A 14,742-nucleotide genomic window follows, 5' to 3' on the forward strand; every position below is an offset into this window, starting at 1 on the left:
TTAATCTAAAAATTAAATCAATGAAATTTTTAAACATGAAAGCTACTCGAATTATTGCTTTGTTGCTATCAATGGCGACGGTATTTCAGGCTTGTAAAGACGATACAGCTGAAGTTGTTCCTTTACCTACTATTTCAGTTTCAGGAACTTTGGCAGGTGTTCCAGGAGCAACAGTTCAATTAAAAGCTTCAATCAATGCACCAGGTGGGGTTAAATCTGTAGTAGTATTGAAAAATGGTGCTGCTTTTGATACAAAAACTGGTACAGGCGAAAAAACACTTGATTATACAAAAGACTATGTAATTGATAACGTGACTGCTGGTACGGTTGTAAACTTTACAGTTCAAGTAACAGACCAGTCAAATCAAGTTTCTGCTTTAACTACTATTCCAGTAACAGTTTCGGCAGTGCCTGCTCCTACAGTTGTAACTGTTGAAGGTGTCATTGAAGGTAATGTAACTTGGACTGCTGACAAAATCTACAAATTGAAAAGTTTTGTTCGTGTAGGTCAGGAATCAGTTTTCGGAACAGTTACTAAAACTGGTACTTTAACAATTCAACCAGGTACTATCATTATCGGTGACCGTGCTACTAAAGGTACATTGGTTATTCAGAGAGGTAGTAAAATTATTGCTGAAGGTACTGCTGCTAAGCCTATTATCATGACGTCTGAACGTGCAGTTGGTGAGCGTGAGCCAGGTGACTGGGGTGGATTAGTTATTTGTGGTCGTGCAGTAAACAACTTGCCAGATGTACAAGCTAGCCGTGAACTTGAAGGTGCTTATGGTGCATTCCACGGAGGTAATGATAATACTGATAACTCAGGTTCATTGAAATATGTACGTATTGAATATGCAGGTATTCCAATCAACCCAAATCAAGAAGTTAACTCATTCACATTTGGTTCAGTAGGTTCAGGTACAACATTAGAATATCTTCAAGCTTCATTTGGTTTGGATGATTCATTCGAATGGTTCGGTGGTAATGTAAACGCTAAATATTTAGTTGCTTACAAAGGTTTAGATGATGATTTTGATATGGATAATGGTTTCTCTGGAAACATTCAGTTCGGTATTTCTGTTCGTGGAGCAACTCAAGCAGATATCTCAGGATCAAACGGATTTGAAGTTGATAATGATAGCAAAGGTTCAAGTAACACTCCTTTTACATCTGCTACATTGGCTAACATGAGTATCATCGGACCAAAAGGAAGCTTGACTACTACTATTAGTACACAATTCCAAAATGGTATGCAGTTACGCCGTAACAATAAATTGAAAGTTTATAATACAGTTGTTACAGGATTCCCTTACGGTGTTTATATTGATAGCCAATTAGGTGATGCAAAAGGTAATGCTGAAAGAGGTGAGTTAGTACTTAACAACGTCGTATTAGCTGGATTAGAAGGATGGGGAACAGGTGGTTTCGGTACTAGTGCTGTTTCTGAAAAAGAACAAGGTGGTGCTTTAGCTGAAATTTTGATTGGTGGAGTGAAGCCTTCAGCTTGGTTTGCTGCTCAAACAGGAAACAAAATATTAGCTACTTCTTCAACTGTTGGTTTAAGTCCTTCTTTATTCTTAACTGGTCGTCCTACATTTACTTTAGCTACTGGTTCTAGTTTATTAGGTGTTAATCTACCAACTACTTTACCTGCATTCTTTGTTAAAACTGACTACGTTGGTGCATTCAAAGATACAGACTGGACAGCTGGCTGGACAGAGTTTAACCCACAAGGTGTTACTTACGTTAAATAAAAATACTTAGTACAATTCAATACTTCAGTCTGTATATTTTTAAAATATCAGACTGAAGTTTATTAAGATTGCATCAACTACCAATATGAAAAACATACTTATCATTCTTTCTGTTTTTGTGTTACTTTTTTCTTGTAACTCAAAAAAATATCAAACCAGTGAATACTTTTCTAGTATCGAACAAGATACACTTTTAACAAACATCATTACTTATATCTACTTACCTGCACCAGGTGCTAATAATACCACAAAATTTGAAACACGTTTCAGAAGTTTCTACGTTAAAGCCTTACCTTTTTTTAAAATCCAAAATTATTATCAAACAGAGGATGGTTGGAATTACGTTTTCTTAATTCGTCCTGTATCTTCTAGTCCTGTATTCAGAAGAGGAGTATTGGCAAAATTTAAGTTGAAAGAAGGGTCATTAATGCCCGAATCTTTTGAAGAAATCATTAACACGCCACATTTAAGAGAAGAACTTGTGAAAGAGCGAGGTGGCTTTTTATTCAGAGAATTAATTAAAGATGGGAACGTAGATAAATACTTACCCATGAAACAATATATAGAATGGCCCGACGACCATTTGCAATACAACAAAGTTACTCATGAGTGGGTAACAGTCAAGCCTTACTAAGGTTTTCTCTCCGTTGAGAAACGGGGAGAAAGTCCGAAATGGATTTTCATATTGGTGTAATTATGCAAAAGCCGAAGCGTATCGCTTCGGCTTTTCTATTGTTTAGCCAAGGTATAATTATAAAGTTCTGCAACCCTAACTACATGGAAAGGAGGAATCTTTTCTTCCAAACTCAATCGCCAATTGATACTGTTTAGTAATTCTATGAAATAGGGATTATCAGCATATACTTTTCTTAAATTCCTTCTAGACAAAGTTATTAACTCTCCGTCTGCTTCTTTACTAAAGTAATAGAGTTGCGTAGAGATGTCGTTACTAATGTCTAAGCGATAAATGTATATACCCTCACTGTTTATTATTTCATAGGATTTATTTCCTACAAAACGCCAATCTTTACCACCTTTGTGGTAACCAAACGCATTTTTAAAATTGTAAATACTGCTAGTATCATTTTGTACTTTAACACTGCTATATCTTTCCTTCAAAATTCCCGAATTGGTCACACTAAGTTTATGGGTTTCAAAGTCGTGAGCAGTTAGGTAAATACCATCTTGTGCGGTGCTTTCTATATACCAGAAACAACATAAAATACAGTATATCTTTTTCATTTTGTAATAGTTTTGTACTATACAAAAATCAGATTTAGATATTAATACATGATTAATGGTATGTTAAATGAAAGTTATCATTATTAAATTTTATGTTTTATATTTTTCAAAATCAAATGGACACCTGAAAACATAATGAGATAAACTAAACTTTATGCTTTAATTTTGAGTTGCAATAAAACCGATAGCGCCATAAAATCCGTAAATATTAAAACCATTAAAAAAATAGCGAATGAACCCCAATATTATAAAGATTCAATCAGCAATAGACCCCATCCGTCAACAAATTACTTCACATTCAGTTTATAAACATATCCATGAATTAGAAGATTTACAGCTTTTTATGCAAAACCATGTTTTTGCAGTGTGGGATTTTATGTCTTTACTAAAAGGCTTGCAACGCCATCTTACTTGTGTAGATATTCCTTGGGTTCCTGTAGGCAATGCAAGTACTCGTTTTTTAATTAATGAAATTGTGATTGGTGAAGAAAGCGACACTGATACCGAAGGCAATACCATGAGCCATTTTGAGCTTTATTTAAAAGCAATGGCACAGGCAGGAGCAAATACTGAACAAATCAATCAATTTATTCAGTTAATCACTCAGAAAACACCTGTACTGGAAGCATTGACGGAGGTAGGAGTATCTGAAAGCATTCGTCAGTTTGTAGCTTTTACATTTGAAGTAATCAACACACACAAGCCACACATTATGGCAGCAGTATTTACTTTTGGTCGTGAAGATTTAATCCCTGATATGTTCGTATCGATGGTGAAAGACTTGAATCAAAGTATGCCTGAAAGAATTTCGATATTCAATTGTTATTTAGAAAGACATATTGAAGTAGATGGCGACCATCACAGTCATTTGGCATTAAAAATGGTTGAGGAGCTTTGTGGAGATGATGCCGAAAAATGGCAAGAAGCCGAAGCATATTCACTAAAATCATTAGAAGTAAGAAACCAGCTTTGGAGTGGGGTAGAAGCCAAGGTAAAAGCGTTAACAGAAAGCGTTTAGCGATATTGAGTATTAATGTTAAGAAGAGGAGTCTCAGTGTTATTCATGCTGGTACCCCTCTTTTTTATTTTCAAATTCATACCTCTTCCAATTCAACAATCTACTTCATTTTATAAGCAGGATGATTTTTTACGTATTCATCAAACGAAAATTTACCAGAACCAATTAACCAAAAAAGACAAAGCAATAGTAATACAACGACTGATAACCAAAGCTCAGAATTGACGAAAGTAAAGCCATTACTGATATTGGCAAAAAACACTGCTACAAACAAAATCGGTACTTGGAAAGCCGCTGCTAATCGGGTAAGGCATCCTAAAGTAATCAGCAAACCACCAACCAAATGGGCGAAGGCCACATAATGTACCGCTACGAAAGTCCATGCATTAAAGTGCAGTCCTTCAACAAGCGTTGATAAATAGGAAGTATCGCCTATGAAGCTCATTCCTTTGAAAAATAGCAACAACCCCAACCCAATCCGAATAATGTCAAGCCATGCTGGATGATGTCTATCACCCCAATTTTCTATGCTTTCAATTGTAGTCATATTGATAATTGTTTAGTTTATTGAATTTATAATAAAAATATAATATTGTCAATATTATATAGAATTATTTTGCGTAATAGCTAAAAAATACAAATAGGTAAGTTAGCTGACAATTCGTGGAGAGAAGAAATGCCAAATTTGTAAGGTAATCAAACAAAAAGCACAATGAAATTTCTAGTTATTCTATTCAGTATCATTAGTTTAAATGTTTTTTCGCAAGATATTGCTACTCGAAAAAAACATTATTTAACAGACAAAGGCATCGCCATTAATGGGTATGACCCAGTGGCTTATTTTCAAGGAAAACCTCAGCAAGGGAAAAAAGAGTTTTCGTATAATCAAGAAGGGATTATCTACCAGTTTGTTAATGCTAGTAATCTTGAAAACTTCAAAAAAAATCCTGTAAAATACGAACCGCAGTATGGAGGTTGGTGTGCTTTCGCTATGGGAAGTAAGGGGGAGAAAGTAGTAGTTGACCCAGAAACATATAAAATTAGCAATGGCAAATTATACCTGTTTTATCATACCTTTTTTAATAATACCCTAACAGATTGGAACAAAGATGAGGCTAATTTGAAAGCCAAAGCAGATATTAATTGGGAGAAAACCTTAAAAAAATAAAAATATGACTAGTCAGAAAAAATATATTAGTTGGACAGCTCAAATCATTGCAGCAGTGATTTTATTCCAAACACTTTTCTTCAAATTCTCAGGTGCAACCGAAAGCGTACATCTTTTTACCAAATTAGGAGTTGAACCTTTCGGGCGTTATGGTGCTGGCATTACAGAGCTAATAACGGTTGTTTTATTATTGACTCCAAGAAAGGCATGGTTAGGAGCTTTTTTAGGGATAGGAGTAATGTCGGGCGCAATTTTGGCCCATCTTACAGTATTAGGTATAGAAAGCGACGGAGATGGTGGATATTTGTTTATATTAGCATTGATTACGTTGCTTTGTTGTTCTGTAGTAGCATACATCCGAAAAGGTGATTTTTTCGCCTTTTTCTATACATTAATCTAATTAATAACCATGCAAGAGGAAGCAAAATATTGGTATCTCCACGACCATCAGTTGTTCTCAGTATTAAGCAGAGAAGAAAACCGTGCTTTGTGTTTGATTCCAAATTTTAAGACGGTTAAGAAAAACGAAATCATCTATTTTTCGCATGATGATGAGCAAAGACTTTATACCATCAAAAGCGGAACATTAAAGATTGTTTCAGTAGATGCTGAAGGAAATGAAACAGTAAAGGAAATTTTAAGGTCTGGTGATTTATTTGGGCAATATACTTTTGATGAAGTAGATGAAAACGAAGATGAATATGCAATAGCGATTTCAGAAAAGGTAGTAATATGTAGTTTTAAAATAAATGATTTTGAGAACATTGTGAAGAGTAACCCACAATTGGCCATTCGTTATACCAAGTTAGTAGGTTTTAAACTTAAACGCATTACCAATAATTATACGAATCTAATGTTTAAAGATGTACGGACAAGGTTTGTGTTATTTTTAAAAGATTGGGTGATGAAAGAAGGCAAGGGACAAACCAAGGATATTGTTGTAAAGAATTATCTTACCCACAGCGACATCGCAGGCTTAATTTGTAGTACCCGTCAAACCGTAACAATGCTATTTAATGAATTAAAGAATGCGGGCTTAATAGATTATACACGCAGCGAAATCATCGTAAAGGATGTTCATCAACTAGCTTAAAGACTCATTAGTATGTTGGTCAATTGCAAAAGAGCAAGACCAATAAAAATACAGGCAATCAGTTTATTGAGGCGTTCGTCGGTTATGTATTTAAATATCAAATCTCGTTTCCAATTGGCCAAAAAAGCATAGGTGTACACCAATAAAAAAGTGCCAGTACCAGCACCCAATACGAAACTTATTTTTTGTATTGGGGAATCAATCTTCAACCATTCGTACTTATCAAAAGCAAGCAGTACTACAACCCAAAATGGCAATAAAGCAGGATTGAACAATGAAAGCGATATACCTTTGATGAATGAAAAGAAAGGGTTTTTCAATGATATGCTTTGGTATTCAATCTCCTGTTTTTGCTGAAAAAAAGTAAACAAACCTACTGTAAATAAAAGTACTATAATAGCCCATTGCATCCAATGTGCCAGCATGGGGTATTTATCAAAAATCACTAACCCTTTTATCGCCAAATAGGCATAGGTACTTTCGCATAAAACTCCACCTACAGCTACTGTAATGGCAACGTTGATATTTTTCTGTAAAGTACTATGTACTACATAAACACTGAGTGGACCAGGTGGAATAGTAGCAACGTAACTTATTAGAGCAGTGATGAAATAAATGATGACTGTTTTCAATGTGTGGAGATTTGGAGATTTCTTAGCTAAGTTATCCTTTAAATAAATACTAGTTGGCAATCTTTACGACAAATGTTGTAATGAAATCAAATATGGTCTTTTATAAAATTGAATACAAAAGCATTAGTATTTTGAGGTGCTAAAATTATCTTTGTAGCTTAACCAAAAATAATACAAAAAATGTCAAGACAAAATATCCTTACAGGTTCACCTTGGGAAGATAAAATGGGCTATTGCCGTGCCGTAAGAATCGGAAATATTATTGAAGTATCAGGAACGGTAGCTATCGTTGATGGCGAAAATGTAAAGGCTGACGACGCTTATGCACAAACCAATAATATCATTGAAAGAATTGCAAAGGTATTAGAAGAAGCAGGATCGAGTTTGAGCGATGTAGTAAGAACAAGAATTTTTACGACAGACATTACTCAGTTTGATAATATCGCGAAAGCACACGGTGCCTATTTCAAAGACATTAAACCAACTACAGGTATATATGAAATCAGCAAATTGGTTTCACCAGATTACTTAGTAGAGATTGAATTTACGGCTATTGCTCAATAATAACTTGGGTGGAATAGACATAAAAAAAGCCTCGAAAATAATCGGGGCTTTTTGCTTTATTGAAGCGTATGATAGTAAAACGCTGAACGTTTATGAAAAGTTTTACGTTTGAAAAATAGTCTGATTATTTTTCATTAAAATTTATGAAACAACAAACTATTTATTAAGTAGCCGTAATCCCGATTGGGTCATTGAATGCTATTAGAGAAAAAGAGACTGTTGTAAGCTATTTCTCGAACCTCAGTAAATGTTTAGACCAAGTGATAACATCACTAGTGATTAATGGATGGGAAAGTAAAATAAATTATACAGCTGTATATAGAAGTTTGAAAGAGAAGGGCAAATACACCACAGAGTTTAGAATAGCCAACAATAAGGTTTTTAAAATAGTAATTACGCCCAGAACGATTAATCCATCTTTGACGATGTTGGGGATAGAAGAGAAACCTTGAATATTTAGTTGTGAGTTAGTGATTGATTTTAGTTGTGATTTAGTGAATTGTGAATTAGTGATTATTTTTTCTAATTGTGATTGAGTCGTCTATTATTGCAGTTGTGATATAGTGAATAATTTTATAAGGATTTGCCATTAAAATGACTCACAACTCACTAACTCACAACTAAAATACTCCATACGGGTTTACGGCTTTTATTTGCATGAAATTTTCTGGTTTGTCTAGGGCTTCAAAACCATATTGTGCATAAAGGCCGTGAGCATCCCAAGTAGCCAATATCCATCTGCGTAGTCCTTGTAAATCAGGATGTTTCAGCACAGTTTCAACCAAGAACTTAGATAGCCCATTGCCACGGTATGCTTCCAATACAAAAACGTCGGCTAGGTAAGCAAACGTTGCCAAATCGCTGGTGACTCTACAAAACCCTACTTGCATCCATTGGTTCTCTGTTTGATGATAAATGCCAAAAGCCATTGAATGGTCGATAGAACGTTGAACGATTTCGAGAGGAATACCTTTAGCCCAATACGAGTGGTTGCTCAGGTAGTCATGAATGACATTGAGTTGCAATTTTGATTTATCCGTAGAAATCAAAAAGTTATTCTTTTGTACTTCAAACATGATTGGAAAATGCTAAAATTTGTTTTCAAAATTTATACTAGCCTCTTTTTGTAACAAAGCTTTGTCAATCGGCACCACGCCTAATGATTCGCACACTAACCCACCGCCTAGATTAGACAAACCTGCCACTAGCTGTGGAGTTAACCCCAACGCTATACAACAAGCTGCAATGGAAATAACGGTATCGCCAGCCCCAGAAACATCGGCAATTTTACGGAAGTAGGCAGGGTAATGTTTTTTCTCGTCTTCAAAGTCAATATAAACACCTCTTTCGGAAAGCGTGATAAACGCACCTTTTAACTGCAAAGTATCCTTTAGTTTACTAACAGCATTTTCTAGCTCTTCGGTTTTCTTTACATCAAAAGTGATATCCAAGCCCTCGCGCAATTCTTTTAAATTGGGCTTGAAAAGAGTCGCCTGTTGATAATGAAGAAAATTGCGTTTTTTAGGGTCGACTACAGTAGGAATATTGTGACTATTGGCAAAATCAATGATGTCGGCAATGAGCCTTTTGGATAAGACTCCCTTGTCGTAATCTTCAAAGATGATTACGTCGGCATCTTTGGCCAATTCTTTTATTTTCTCTGTGAGTAATTCGTTCTCAGTGTCATTAATCAAAGCATCCGTTTCTGTATCAATGCGCACAATTTGTTGCGAACCTGCTATGATTCTCTCTTTTACAGTAGTGATTCTGGTGTCAGATTGAATAATCCCTTCTGTTGATAAACCTTGTTCTTTCAAAAGATGGATTAAATCGTTGCCATAAGCATCGTTGCCAACTACCGAGCAAATAATCGCTTCAGCACCCAGACTTTGTACATTCATTACAACATTGCCAGCTCCACCTAAGCGGACCTCACGATTCAATACATTTACTACTGGTACGGGAGCTTCTGGTGAAATACGTTCTACTTTTCCCCACGTGTAAGAATCAAGCATTACGTCGCCGATAATAAGAACTTTTAATTGATTAAATTGATTGAATATCTCAGAGATTGTCATAATAACAAGGAAATAGATTCTAGTTGTACGAGTAAAAGAAAAGAAGTTTCTTGCCTACAAAATTAGGGCATTTTTAATAGAATCAAACGGAAAAGGATTTTTCGGTTTATCCACCAATAGTAGTCATTGATTCAGTAATGATACTTTTACGATTGCGTTCGGCCTCAAAACCATCTTTAGGGCGATTGCTAAAAACATGGATAAAAGTATCTTTGAGGTCTGTATCAGAAATGCCATTTCTTAGTAAATCTCTGATATTCAATACACCATCATCGTAAAGGCAAGTTTTCAACTCGCCCGTTGCGGTTAGGCGAATGCGGTTGCAAGTGCCACAAAAGGTACGTGAAAATGCCGCAATAATTCCGATATTACCTTGATGATTCGGAATTTGATAATTGTATGAGGTTGAGTTGGGAGCATCAACCAATTTTTGTAAATCAGGATATTCGCTTCTGATTTCTTCTAAGATACGGGTAGCATTCCAATGAAGTTTTGGATAGTGGGCACCCTCGCCATTAAAAGGCATTTCTTCAATGAAACGGATGGAAACGTTATTATCTTTCGTCAACGCTGTTAGTGGAATAATGTCTTGAGTATTTTGCCCGTCCATTACTACAGCATTTACTTTTACTTCAAAACCAGCGTCTAATAATTGAAAAAGCGTTTCATATACTTTGTCGAATTCATCTCTGCGGGCAATTTCAAAAAACCGTTTTTTATCTAAAGTATCCAAACTCAAATTGATAGAACGAACGCCTATTTCTTTCATTTGGCGAATGTACTGTCCCGTAAGAATACCATTCGTAGTAATATTAAGTTCATTAATGCCTTCAATTTCAGAAAGCATATACATAAAATCAATCATATTATGGCGAACAAAAGGTTCGCCCCCAGTGATGCGTACTTTTGAAACGCCTAATTCAGACAACACAGAAACGGTTCGATGCATTTCTTCATAAGTCATCAATTTTGATTTATGAAGATACTTCACACCTACTTCAGGCATACAGTAAAAGCAACGCAAATTACAACGGTCGGTTACGGCCAAACGCAAATACGTAATTGGCCTACCGTGATTATCGTAAATCAAGGTTTGGTTGGGTTGCTTTTTGTTTTGAGTGATCATTCCGTAAATTCGTCTCTTTGTTGAACAAATTTAAGTAAATAACCTTAGCGAATATAAAAACATTCAATTGTTATAGGATAAAAGGTAATATTTAGCAAATAATATGAAGTACAGTATAAATCTTTTCGGTATTACTAAAGAAATAATTGGTAGTACATTGATTGAAATAGAAATGGAGGAGTCTGTTAAAGTAGCACAACTGCTGGAAAAGCTAAAAGACGATTATCCAAAGCTGAGGGCGATAAAATCGCTATTGGTTGCCGTAAACAGCGAGTATGCAGAGCAGGATTTGGCCTTGAATTTCAGAGACGAAATAGCATTGATTCCGCCTGTAAGCGGAGGGTAATAAAACAGCCTTTGATTTTGAATATAATTGCAAAACCAAAGGCTGTTTTAGTTTAAATACCATTAGAAGACTTTATAGTAGCATTCAAATTTTTGATTCTTCTTTCGTAACGATTAATAATTTCACGTTTCTGACTAGCGTGAAGTCTACGCTCTTTCATTATTTTGCTAGATAATAGTTGAATATTTTTATCTTGCTTTTTGATATAGGTATTTAGGGTACTTACTTGAGTTTCATAGCCTTCAATTTTTTTCTGAGTTTCTGCTTTATAAGCCTTAAACTCTTCAACTTTTAAGTCTACGTCTTTAAACATATTTACCATTTTTAAAGAATCTTGCTTATAATTGTTTCTGATATTGCCTATTTCAACGAAATAAGAGCGATATCTTTTCTCTTGGGCAAGCAACTCATCAGAAAGTGTTAATGTTCTAGCCCGTAAATCTCTTACTTCAACTTGTGAGCGTTTAAAGTTTTCATTTAATCTACTTTTAGATCCGTCAAGTTCTTTGTACTTTTTACTACTAACACAAGAAGATTGACTTACAATAAGGGCAATCATAACTACAGAGGCCGGAATAATACTTGTTTTCATGTGTTTTAAAATTGATGGCGATTTTAGGTTAAAAACAATTTTTTAGTTTAATAATAGCAATGGTACATAAATGCATTCATTCTTAATATGAATGAAAGATGGTAAATGGCTATTCAATTTTTAAACGAATTTGTTTAGCCTTAAAATGCTTATTTATGTAAATAAACTTTACAAAAGTTTATTTTGTATTTAAAATAAAGTGGGTAAGGTATTAAATGATACTTAAAATATCTAACTATGAATAAATCAAAATTAGTATTAAGCAATAGCTAGTAACGAATGGGAAAAATGATATATGCAAAATAAGGAAAATATAATTTATTCAACAAATATTTTACATAAAAACAATCATTAATCATCAAAAAATGCACTTTTCAAAAAATAAAATGGTTAATCACTGAAGCAAAATATTTACTAAATACCTATGTTTATGTATTGTCATATGTTAATTTGTCGATTCAAGTTTTAAAATTGTTACATATTTATTATACTCTTCCAGAGTATAATAAATGACGAATATGAACATACGATGTATAATTGCAAAGTATTATGGATACGGTCATGTCCTTTTTTTTCTAAAAAGGTACTAATATTATTTATTCATGGAATTTTGACGAAGATGCTATTTTAAAGCATTGTAAGCTTTGATAAAGAAAATAAAATTTTATTTGTACATTCATAGATTAACCTAACAACTAATAAGTGAGTTGTTTTAATAAACTTTACACTTTTCAACACTTTGTGACGATATGGATATTTGTGAAAATGAGGGCTACAAAATGCCACCAAAAGTTATTGCAGATTTAGTGACTGCAAACGTTACACCCAGTGTAAGTGTTGATTCAAAAGGAGAATGGATGGTGTTGCTTCAACGTTCGGCTCAGCCATCGATAGAACAATTAGCTCAACCCGAACTTAAATTAGCAGGACTGAGAATTAATCCGACCAATAATGGGCCAAGCAGAACAGCTTATTTTGTGAGTATCAAATTAAGGAAAGTGCTAGGGACAGACGAGGTAATGATTAAAGGTTTGCCTGAAAAACCATTATTAAGCTATGCAAGCTGGTCGCCAGATGATTCTAAGATAGCTTTTTGTAATTCAACACCTGATAAGATAGAGCTTTGGGTGCTCGATATTACCACGGCAACGGCTAGAAAAGTCTCTGATTTAGGAATGAATGCTGTTTTTGGGCATCCGTACGTTTGGCTATCTGATGGCAAATCTTTGATAGCCAAAACTGTTGACCCAAATCGAGGAAATCCTCCTCAGAAAAACGCAATACCTACAGGGCCTACCATTGTTGAAAATTTAGGGAAGACCAATCCGAGCAGGACCTATCAGGATTTACTTAAAAATGAAAGTGACGAAAAGCTTTTTGAGTTTTATGCTACGTCTGTGGTCGTGAAGATAAACCTTGAAGGAGAAACCGAAACAATCATTAAAGCAAACATTATTCGGACGGCCAGTACTTCACCAAACGGGAAATATATTTTGGTGAAAACTATTCATCGACCTTTTTCTTATCTTGTTCCTTACAATCGTTTTCCTCAAAAAATAGAAATTTTTGGAATAGATGGTGTATTGGTAAAAACTTTGGTAGATAACCCACTGATAGAAAACGTTCCGATTTTATTTGATGCCGTTCAGAAAGAGCCTCGGGGATTCAACTGGCGAGCCGACGTACCAGCTACCATATATTGGATTGAAGCCCAAGATGGTGGCGACCCTAAAAATGAAGTAACTATTCGGGACAAAGTATTTGCCTTATCAGCACCCTTTACGGGAAACTACAGTACAATTGCTGAAACGAATTATCGCTATACGGGCATTATTTGGGCTAACGAAACATTAGCCTTGATGGAAGAATATTGGCATAAAACCAGAAGAGTAATTACAAAAATTATTGACCCCAGCGGACAACACGAAGCTCAAATTTTATTCGATCGTTCTTCTGAAGATAAATACAATGAGCCGGGTAATCCATCTACGAAAAAAAACCAGTATAGTAAATTGGTGATGGATGTACAGAAGGACAATACCGTATTTATGACAGGCGACGGAGCATCTGCGGAGGGAGATAGACCTTTTGTGGATATTTTAAACCTAACTACTAAGGAAACAACTCGGTTGTGGCGTTCAGAAGCACCGTTTTATGAAAGACCCATTGCTATTCTGGATAATGACAAACAAATTGTGCTGACTGTGAGAGAGTCCAAGCAAGATAATCCCAATTATTTTGTCAGAGATTTGCTTAATAAAAATATCACTCAGCTAACTTTTTTCCCGCATCCTTATCCAGCATTAAAAGGGGTAGCCAAACAAGTATTAAAATACAAGCGACCTGATGGAGTAGAGCTTACGGCTAATCTTTATTTACCAGCCGATTATCAAAAAGAACAAGGAGCCTTGCCTTGTTTGTTAGAGGCTTACCCCTTAGAATTTAAGGATAAAAGCAATGCTGGGCAAATTTCAGGTTCGCCTTATGAATTTACCTCTATTTATTGGGGCTCGCCAATCTTTTGGGTAACACAAGGCTTTGCTATTTTAGAAGGAGCTTCGATTCCGATTGTGGGTGAAGGAAATGTAGAACCCAATGATACTTATCTGGAACAATTAGTCGCAGGTGCAAAAGCAGCTATTGACGAAGGGGTTAGGTTAGGTGTAGTGGATTCAAATAGAGTGGGCGTGATGGGGCATTCCTATGGAGCTTTCATGGTGGCTAATTTATTATCACATAGTGATTTGTTCAAAGCTGGAATTGCTAGGAGCGGGGCATATAATAGAACATTGACTCCCTTTGGCTTTCAAGGAGAAGAACGTTCGATTTGGCAAACCCCTGAAACCTATTACAAAATGTCGCCATTTAATTATGCCGATAAAATGAAAACGCCTTTGCTATTGATACATGGCGAAGCAGATAACAATATGGGAACTTTCCCGATGCAGTCTGAACGATATTATAATGCCTTGAAAGGACTAGGGGCTACGGTGCGTTATGTTCAATTGCCCTATGAAAGCCACGGATACCAAGCCAAAGAATCTATCTTACACATGCTGTGGGAAATGGATACTTGGCTGACTACTTATGTGAAGGAAGTGAAAATGGTAGAGATGAATGTTGTTTAGT

17 protein-coding genes are annotated in these 14,742 nt (G+C 35.3%); 10 read left to right on the forward strand and 7 right to left on the reverse strand.

Translation table 11 applies throughout. The features are described 5' to 3' along the window. Window positions 1–20: 20 nt before the first annotated feature. Both J2Y60_RS07100 and J2Y60_RS07105 read left to right on the forward strand, forming a co-directional pair. The gene (locus J2Y60_RS07100; protein WP_309915379.1) at window positions 21–1,754 is read left to right on the forward strand and encodes an Ig-like domain repeat protein; all 1,734 of its coding nucleotides are present in this window, start codon (window positions 21–23) and stop codon (window positions 1,752–1,754) included. 85 nt (window positions 1,755–1,839) lie between these two features. Continuing rightward, complete coding sequence (locus J2Y60_RS07105) at window positions 1,840–2,388, forward strand: hypothetical protein (RefSeq protein ID WP_309915382.1); 549 nt, start codon at window positions 1,840–1,842, stop codon at window positions 2,386–2,388. Between the two features lie 95 nt (window positions 2,389–2,483). On the opposite strand, the gene J2Y60_RS07110 is transcribed toward J2Y60_RS07105, so the two are convergent. Next, complete coding sequence (locus tag J2Y60_RS07110) at window positions 2,484–2,996, reverse strand: hypothetical protein (RefSeq protein ID WP_309915385.1); 513 nt, start codon at window positions 2,994–2,996, stop codon at window positions 2,484–2,486. Between the two features lie 232 nt (window positions 2,997–3,228). Between J2Y60_RS07110 and J2Y60_RS07115 the strand changes: the two genes are divergently transcribed. Then, a complete protein-coding gene (locus J2Y60_RS07115; protein ID WP_309915388.1) occupies window positions 3,229–4,014 on the forward strand; it encodes a DUF3050 domain-containing protein in 786 nt (261 codons plus the stop codon). A gap of 100 nt (window positions 4,015–4,114) precedes the next feature. Here J2Y60_RS07115 and J2Y60_RS07120 read toward each other — a convergent pair whose 3' ends face one another. After that, a complete protein-coding gene (locus J2Y60_RS07120) occupies window positions 4,115–4,561 on the reverse strand; it encodes a DoxX family protein (RefSeq protein ID WP_309915391.1) in 447 nt (148 codons plus the stop codon). Window positions 4,562–4,726: 165 nt separating this feature from the next. On the opposite strand from J2Y60_RS07120, the gene J2Y60_RS07125 reads away from it, so the two are divergent. From J2Y60_RS07125 to J2Y60_RS07135, 3 genes are read left to right on the forward strand one after another with little or no spacing between them, the layout of a single operon-like run. Continuing rightward, window positions 4,727–5,182, forward strand: a complete 456-nt coding sequence (locus J2Y60_RS07125; RefSeq protein ID WP_309915394.1) for a YHS domain-containing (seleno)protein — start codon at window positions 4,727–4,729, stop codon at window positions 5,180–5,182. Between the two features lie 4 nt (window positions 5,183–5,186). Beyond that, on the forward strand, window positions 5,187–5,582 hold the full coding sequence (locus J2Y60_RS07130) for a DoxX family protein (protein WP_309915395.1): 396 nt from the start codon (window positions 5,187–5,189) through the stop codon (window positions 5,580–5,582). Between the two features lie 9 nt (window positions 5,583–5,591). Further along, on the forward strand, window positions 5,592–6,275 hold the full coding sequence (locus tag J2Y60_RS07135) for a Crp/Fnr family transcriptional regulator (protein WP_309915398.1): 684 nt from the start codon (window positions 5,592–5,594) through the stop codon (window positions 6,273–6,275). On the opposite strand, the gene J2Y60_RS07140 is transcribed toward J2Y60_RS07135, so the two are convergent. After that, window positions 6,272–6,907 carry a LysE family transporter gene (locus J2Y60_RS07140; protein WP_309915401.1) on the reverse strand — a complete coding sequence of 212 codons (636 nt, stop codon included), beginning with the start codon at window positions 6,905–6,907 and terminating at the stop codon, window positions 6,272–6,274. The genes J2Y60_RS07135 and J2Y60_RS07140 overlap by 4 nt on opposite strands. Window positions 6,908–7,087: 180 nt before the next feature. On the opposite strand from J2Y60_RS07140, the gene J2Y60_RS07145 reads away from it, so the two are divergent. Together J2Y60_RS07145 and J2Y60_RS07150 are read left to right on the forward strand one after the other, a co-directional pair. Continuing rightward, window positions 7,088–7,471, forward strand: a complete 384-nt coding sequence (locus J2Y60_RS07145) for a RidA family protein (RefSeq protein ID WP_309915403.1) — start codon at window positions 7,088–7,090, stop codon at window positions 7,469–7,471. Between the two features lie 191 nt (window positions 7,472–7,662). Beyond that, window positions 7,663–7,923 carry a hypothetical protein gene (locus J2Y60_RS07150; RefSeq protein WP_309915406.1) on the forward strand — a complete coding sequence of 87 codons (261 nt, stop codon included), beginning with the start codon at window positions 7,663–7,665 and terminating at the stop codon, window positions 7,921–7,923. A gap of 168 nt (window positions 7,924–8,091) precedes the next feature. Here J2Y60_RS07150 and J2Y60_RS07155 read toward each other — a convergent pair whose 3' ends face one another. The 3 genes from J2Y60_RS07155 to moaA form a co-directional block, all read right to left on the reverse strand. Then, complete coding sequence (locus J2Y60_RS07155; RefSeq protein WP_309915408.1) at window positions 8,092–8,547, reverse strand: GNAT family N-acetyltransferase; 456 nt, start codon at window positions 8,545–8,547, stop codon at window positions 8,092–8,094. Between the two features lie 12 nt (window positions 8,548–8,559). Continuing rightward, window positions 8,560–9,549, reverse strand: a complete 990-nt coding sequence (locus J2Y60_RS07160) for a bifunctional ADP-heptose synthase (protein ID WP_309915411.1) — start codon at window positions 9,547–9,549, stop codon at window positions 8,560–8,562. Window positions 9,550–9,655: 106 nt separating this feature from the next. Then, window positions 9,656–10,639: a GTP 3',8-cyclase MoaA gene (moaA, locus tag J2Y60_RS07165; RefSeq protein WP_309915948.1), complete on the reverse strand. Its 984-nt coding sequence runs from the start codon at window positions 10,637–10,639 to the stop codon at window positions 9,656–9,658. Between the two features lie 139 nt (window positions 10,640–10,778). Between moaA and J2Y60_RS07170 the strand changes: the two genes are divergently transcribed. Then, the gene (locus tag J2Y60_RS07170) at window positions 10,779–11,021 is read left to right on the forward strand and encodes a MoaD/ThiS family protein (RefSeq protein WP_309915414.1); all 243 of its coding nucleotides are present in this window, start codon (window positions 10,779–10,781) and stop codon (window positions 11,019–11,021) included. A 52-nt stretch (window positions 11,022–11,073) separates the two neighbouring features. Here J2Y60_RS07170 and J2Y60_RS07175 read toward each other — a convergent pair whose 3' ends face one another. After that, window positions 11,074–11,613 (reverse strand): hypothetical protein, encoded by a 540-nt coding sequence (locus tag J2Y60_RS07175; RefSeq protein WP_309915417.1) that lies wholly within the window; start codon window positions 11,611–11,613, stop codon window positions 11,074–11,076. A 749-nt stretch (window positions 11,614–12,362) separates the two neighbouring features. Between J2Y60_RS07175 and J2Y60_RS07180 the strand changes: the two genes are divergently transcribed. Further along, window positions 12,363–14,741, forward strand: coding sequence for a prolyl oligopeptidase family serine peptidase (locus J2Y60_RS07180; protein WP_309915420.1), 2,379 nt, complete (start codon window positions 12,363–12,365; stop codon window positions 14,739–14,741). The last annotated feature ends 1 nt before the right edge of the window (window position 14,742 follow it).

The organism is Arcicella sp. BE140 (assembly GCF_031456255.1).
GTDB lineage: Bacteria > Bacteroidota > Bacteroidia > Cytophagales > Spirosomataceae > Arcicella > Arcicella aquatica.